5 protein-coding genes and 1 pseudogene are annotated in these 5,458 nt (G+C 48.4%); 4 read left to right on the top strand and 2 right to left on the bottom strand.

What is annotated here, in order from left to right; all coding sequences use genetic code 11:
• Window positions 1–277: pseudogene (locus tag A3750_RS26130) on the top strand (hypothetical protein); the annotation flags it as partial.
• Window positions 278–306: 29 nt separating this feature from the next.
• On the opposite strand, the gene A3750_RS12040 reads toward A3750_RS26130, so the two are convergent.
• Both A3750_RS12040 and A3750_RS12035 read right to left on the bottom strand, forming a co-directional pair.
• Window positions 307–2,148: a long-chain-acyl-CoA synthetase gene (locus A3750_RS12040; protein ID WP_068456785.1), complete on the bottom strand. Its 1,842-nt coding sequence runs from the start codon at window positions 2,146–2,148 to the stop codon at window positions 307–309.
• A 31-nt stretch (window positions 2,149–2,179) separates the two neighbouring features.
• Window positions 2,180–2,458 (bottom strand): polyhydroxyalkanoic acid system family protein, encoded by a 279-nt coding sequence (locus tag A3750_RS12035; protein ID WP_068456780.1) that lies wholly within the window; start codon window positions 2,456–2,458, stop codon window positions 2,180–2,182.
• A gap of 151 nt (window positions 2,459–2,609) precedes the next feature.
• Here A3750_RS12035 and ubiE point away from each other — a divergent pair, with 151 nt between their 5' ends.
• The 3 genes from ubiE to ubiB form a co-directional block, all read left to right on the top strand.
• Window positions 2,610–3,383 carry a bifunctional demethylmenaquinone methyltransferase/2-methoxy-6-polyprenyl-1,4-benzoquinol methylase UbiE gene (gene ubiE, locus A3750_RS12030; RefSeq protein ID WP_068456776.1) on the top strand — a complete coding sequence of 258 codons (774 nt, stop codon included), beginning with the start codon at window positions 2,610–2,612 and terminating at the stop codon, window positions 3,381–3,383.
• Window positions 3,383–4,012: an SCP2 domain-containing protein gene (locus tag A3750_RS12025; protein ID WP_068456773.1), complete on the top strand. Its 630-nt coding sequence runs from the start codon at window positions 3,383–3,385 to the stop codon at window positions 4,010–4,012. Before ubiE ends, A3750_RS12025 begins: the two co-directional genes overlap by 1 nt.
• Before the next feature lie 37 nt (window positions 4,013–4,049).
• On the top strand, window positions 4,050–5,458 hold a 1,409-nt coding region (ubiB, locus tag A3750_RS12020), incomplete at its 3' end, for a ubiquinone biosynthesis regulatory protein kinase UbiB (protein ID WP_156498547.1).

The raw sequence follows: 5,458 nt of genomic DNA, 5'->3' as shown, positions 1-5,458 counted from the left end.
TGCGCAAACCGCACTCGACTACAATTTAGTCACGCGAATTAGTGATGACCCAATGCAAGAAGCAATCGCGTTTATCGACTCTCTCAAACAAAAATCGCCAGATGCCATCAGTTACACCAAAAAATTGTATAACTCGGCTTGGCTTTCAACCGTTCGACAGGCGCTCACTCTCGAAACCAAACTGCAACGCAAACTCATTGGTCGACATAACCAGAAACTATCAGGTGCGGTTCATTCGGGTGAAAAAGGCCCCGAAGACTATAAAAACCGCAGTTAAGTTAGGTTCATGCAGGCGGCGTCGCTCGCTTAGAAACGGTAGCCCGCAGCTTCTATTTTCTTAAAAATGTCCTTGGTCAATTGCTGAAAGTCACTTTCTCCAGGCAAGAGAACGTATACATGTTTGCCGCATTTATCAGGATCATAAGCATCGTTTTTCAACGGTGCTTTTTTATATTTGTGCGTGCCGGTAGATTCAATTTCATCGACAAAACGAACAAACAACGGGACGGCATATGCAGGTAGTTCTTCCTGAAGACGGCCAAGCATCTCGTTAAAATCCAGATCTGCGCCATTCTTCATCCGCAAAGCTGCCATACCAGCGCGCCCATTGGTTTTCGGAATCTCAACACCGTACACAACAGCATCAATCACCCCTGAACACTGTCCAAGAATATTCTCAACTTCGGTCGTTGAAACATTTTCGCCCTTCCATCGAAACGTATCACCGAGTCGATCTACAAACTGCGCATGACGATACCCCATGTCGCGCATCATATCGCCGGTATTGAACCAAGCATCACCCTGCTTAAACACGTTTCTGAGGATGGTTTTCTCCGTTTTTTCAGGTTCGGTGTAGCCGTCAAAAGGGGATTTGTCGCTAATTTCACCCAATAACAAGCCTGCTTGGCCTTTTTCTACTTTTCGCATAAAGCCATCACCAAAACGAATTGGCGCGTCTGCGTCGATATCATATTCGACAATCGCATAGGGCATTGGAGAGAGCCCGACTGTATTGTCGAGATTAAAGACATTCATAAAGCCGACATTACCCTCACTTGAGCCATAAAACTCATGCACGCGCTCAATACCGAAACGCGCCTTAAAGGCCTGCCATATTTCCGGCCTCAGGCCATTGCCAAACATAAGTTTCACCTGATGCTGGCGATCTTGTTCTGATGGCGATTTCGCAATGAGGTAGCGGCACAACTCACCTATGTAGCACAATGCCGTGACACGATTGTCGATCACATCATCCCAGTACTGGCTGGCCGAAAACTTTCGCGCGAGAACCAAACATGCTCCCCCCGCAATAATACTCGACCATGCAACAACCAACGCAGTTGCATGATAGAACGGCAGAGGCACGTATACGCGATCATTAGGCTTAAGCTGAATACAGGCTTGGCCGATACCGCCGTATGCCTTCATATATCGACCATTCGTCAATACCGCCGCCTTGGGCAAACCGGTAGTGCCGGATGTATAGAAATAACAAAGCGGATCATTGGCACGCTGTTCCAGACTTGAGCTGGGATTACTGACATCAGCCACACTTTGCGCCGCCTCGAGCAAGTCTGTATAGCCTTGCGGTCTCGACTGTTCAACGGCCAAATCGGCCACCCAAAGCCGAGCATGATCACCGCTTGGCAAACACTCTTGAATTTCGTCAAAGGCGTCGAACAATTCTGCGCCGACGATCAACCTTGCAGGCTTCACCAGAGATACGCTATGTTTCAGCACGGCTTGACGCTGCGAAGTATTAATCAAAGCGCTGACTGCGCCAATCTTCGCTAGCGCAGTCACAGTAATCAGGAGCTCAGGACGATTCTCCATCGCCACCACAATGACATCGCCACGCTGAGTACCGGTCTCGACCAAGTAACGGGCCATCCGGTTCGCCTGTTCATTGAACGCAGCATAAGTCAGTCGGCGGCCTTCAAAGACCACAGCATCCTTAGACGGGTATTTTTTTGCAGTTTTTTCGATACAGCGAGCCAAACCATTTTTAGGATTGCGGCTCTGCCGCGCCACATGAAATAGGCCCTGCGCTTTCTTGGGCAACCCTCTAACTAATTCAGGGGCATGGCTCAACAACTCTTGAGCGCCGAAAGCATGCTTGGGCGCGCCATTTGAAATAGAATCAGACATAATTCGTTATTATTCTAGTGAAGTAAAAAGACTATTTAGATGCAAACTCATCTAAATATTTATGGATCTCTTGCTCTATGCGGGTCTTGAACGGACGCAAAACAAAACTCAACTCCATGTTTAGAGAAATCTCATCTTCAGCACAATGCATTTCGCCCTTTGCTCCGGAGCCTTTAAACTCAAGCGTCTCGCCTGACCAACGATATTTCATACCAAACTTTTCAGCCAAATCTTCAGCTAAAATTTCCGCTTCCGCTCTCGCCGCCTCCAGGCCTCGCCCGTGCGCACGCTCAACGATGATTCTTGCCATACCACCAACCTAACTGTTTCGAATCAGATAATCACATCAGTCTAACCCATCTTCGGCCGCGCAAGAACAATCTAATCCCAGATCAAGATAGTTTTCGCTCGCGCGCGAGGATAGAATAGGCGCAATTCGATTTCTTTGCAGAGTAGCCACCGTGACAGATAACCAAGCGAATAAAGACGTAGGTGATAACACCACCCACTTCGGGTTTCAGAACGTAAATGTAGAAGAAAAAGCGGACAAAGTAGCCGACGTCTTTCATTCGGTCGCAGCGAAGTACGACATCATGAATGATCTGATGTCATTCGGCGTCCACCGAATTTGGAAGCGTTTGACCATTGAGTCCTCGGGCGTGCGTCCAGGGCACCGGGTTCTCGATATTGCAGGTGGCACGGGCGACCTCACTATGCAATTTTCAAAACGCGTTGGGGAGAGCGGCCAGGTCATTCTCGCAGACATTAATGCATCCATGCTCTCGGTCGGTCGAGATCGTTTGCTTGATCGAGGATATGGTAGCAATATCGAATTTGTTCAAGCCAATGCTGAAAGCCTACCCTTCCCGGACAATTATTTTAATGCTGTTTCCATTGCCTTTGGCTTACGCAACGTAACCCACAAAGATAAGGCCATCGCGTCGATGTTGCGCGTTTTAAAACCAGGCGGTCGACTGCTAATACTCGAATTTTCAAAACCAGCAAACCCGCTGCTCAGCGAGGCCTATGACAAGTACTCGTTCACTGCATTGCCAATGATGGGCCGGCTGATCACAAACGATAGTGAAAGCTATAAGTACTTGGCTGAGTCTATTCGTATGCACCCAGATCAAGAAACCCTCAAACAAATGATGGATGATGCCGGTTTCGTCAATACGCGATATCAAAACATGACAGGCGGTATTGTCGCTCTCCACACTGGAATCAAGCCCTAATGAACTTGTTCAGCCAACCTCTTCTGCAGCAATTTGCGCCTGTACTTCAGCGCGCCATTAATGCCGCCTTGATGATGGATCCAGGCGCTGAGAAAAAGCTACAACCCTTGAACGGGTGCGTACTCGAAATCCGCATTAGTAACCTCAATCAATCCCTGTTTATAGGTGCAAAGGGCAATCGCGTCTTGTTGTTATCAGCAGAGCATGCACCAACCGTCACCATGACAGCGAGCCTATTCGCACTTGCGAAACTTGCGGCAAGGCGAGATAGCGCAGAGTTAATCGCGAATCGTGATCTTTCGTTTTCCGGCGATGCAGTAAGGGCACAACAGATTCAGCGCTTTACCGACAACCTTGATATTGACTGGGAAGGCTTACTAGCCCGTTTTATTGGAGATACACCGGCCAAGTTCGTGACAAGTAGTGCCAAGCAAAGCGCAACGTTTGCAAAGACCTTCAGTCAAAACTTTGTGCGTGATCTCGAGGAATTTGTAAAGTACGAGCTGCGCTTATTGCCATCACGTGCGTTGGCCGACAAGCAATTTGACGCCATTGATCAGTTACGTACTGCTAGTGACCGTCTCGAAGCACGGGTAAAAGCACTCACCAACCGTATAAAGCGAGGATAGTTTGGCCGCGGACTTAGGTACTCAAAAGCTCAGACGCATGGTACGAATTGTTTGGGTAATATGCCGCTATCGGCTCGATGATTTCATCCCAAGCTCAGCACTACCTCTTGCTTTGCGCATCCTCCTTATTTTGGCCCCTTGGCATTTTTTCCCTCGCCCCAAGTTACATGGCAGTGAACGATTGCGCTTGGCACTTGAGGAGCTCGGCCCGATCTTTATCAAGTTCGGGCAACTGCTTTCCACGCGAAAAGACTTGCTCTCTGAGGCGTTCGCCATCGAACTGAAAAAGCTCCAAGACCAAGTTCCTCCGTTTGATCAGAAAACCTCTGTCGCACTCATAGAAAAGGGGCTAAAGCGCCCTATCTCTGAAGTGTTTGCACGATTCGATGAAGAGGTAATGGCATCGGCCTCGATTGCGCAGGTGCATAGCGCACAACTGCCTAACGGCCAAGAGGTCATCATTAAGGTGATTCGACCGAGTATCGAGAAAACCATTCGCCAAGACATCTCGCTTATGAAGCTGATGGCCTATGTGCTTGAGCACTATTGGTCTGAAGGAAAGCGCCTCAAGCCGCAACAAATCGTTGCTGACTACGAGCGAACCATCTTCGACGAGCTTGATCTTCAACGTGAAGCTGCTAACGCGTCGCAGTTAAGACGTAATTTTCTGGACTCAGAGCTGATCTATATTCCAGAGGTGTACTGGGACTTCTGCAACGAGCATGTGCTTGTGATGGAACGTATCTATGGCATTCCTGTTGCGGACATCGAAGCGTTGAAAGCCAATAACACAAATCTGCAAGTATTGGCTGAGCGCGGCGTAGAGATCTTCTTCACACAGGTGTTCAGAGACAGTTTTTTTCATGCAGACATGCATCCAGGGAACATTTTTGTCTCGCATAAGAACCCAGAGTCACCCCAGTATATTGCGGTGGATTTCGGTATTGTTGGTATGCTCAGTGAGGAAGATCAAAATTACCTAGCCCGCAATCTTTTGGCTTTTTTCAACCGTGACTATCGAGAGGTTGCGCAGCTTCATGTCAATTCCGGCTGGGTTCCTGCGGACACCCATGTCGAAGAATTTGAAGCCGCAATTCGAACAGTTTGCGAGCCGATTTTTGAGCGCCCTTTAAGCGAGATATCCTTCGGTCAGTTTTTATTACGGCTATTCCAGACTGCGCGACGCTTCAACATGGAGGTCCAACCACAATTAGTCTTGCTCCAGAAAACGCTCATTAACATAGAAGGCTTGGGTCGCGAACTCTACCCAGAATTGGATCTTTGGAGCACCGCAAAGCCCTTCCTTGAAAAATGGATGCGCGACAGACTGGCGCCTCCTGGCGTTTTTAAACGAATTCGTTCACAAATCCCTGACATTGTTCAGCAATCGCCTGAACTTCCGAAACTGATCTATGAGACTATGGACAGTATTCGAAAGCTAGAACA

It is taken from the genome of Oleiphilus sp. HI0079 (genome assembly GCF_001635105.1).
This window is presented reverse-complemented; position numbering and strand designations above follow the sequence as displayed.

Excerpts from the sequence above, each read along its gene's own strand:
- A3750_RS12025 (WP_068456773.1), top strand. The coding sequence starts at position 3,383 with ATGAACTTGTTCAGCCAACCTCTTCTGCAGCAATTTGCGCCTGTACTT.
- A3750_RS12035 (WP_068456780.1), bottom strand. The coding sequence starts at position 2,458 with ATGGCAAGAATCATCGTTGAGCGTGCGCACGGGCGAGGCCTGGAGGCG.
- A3750_RS12040 (WP_068456785.1), bottom strand. The coding sequence starts at position 2,148 with ATGTCTGATTCTATTTCAAATGGCGCGCCCAAGCATGCTTTCGGCGCT.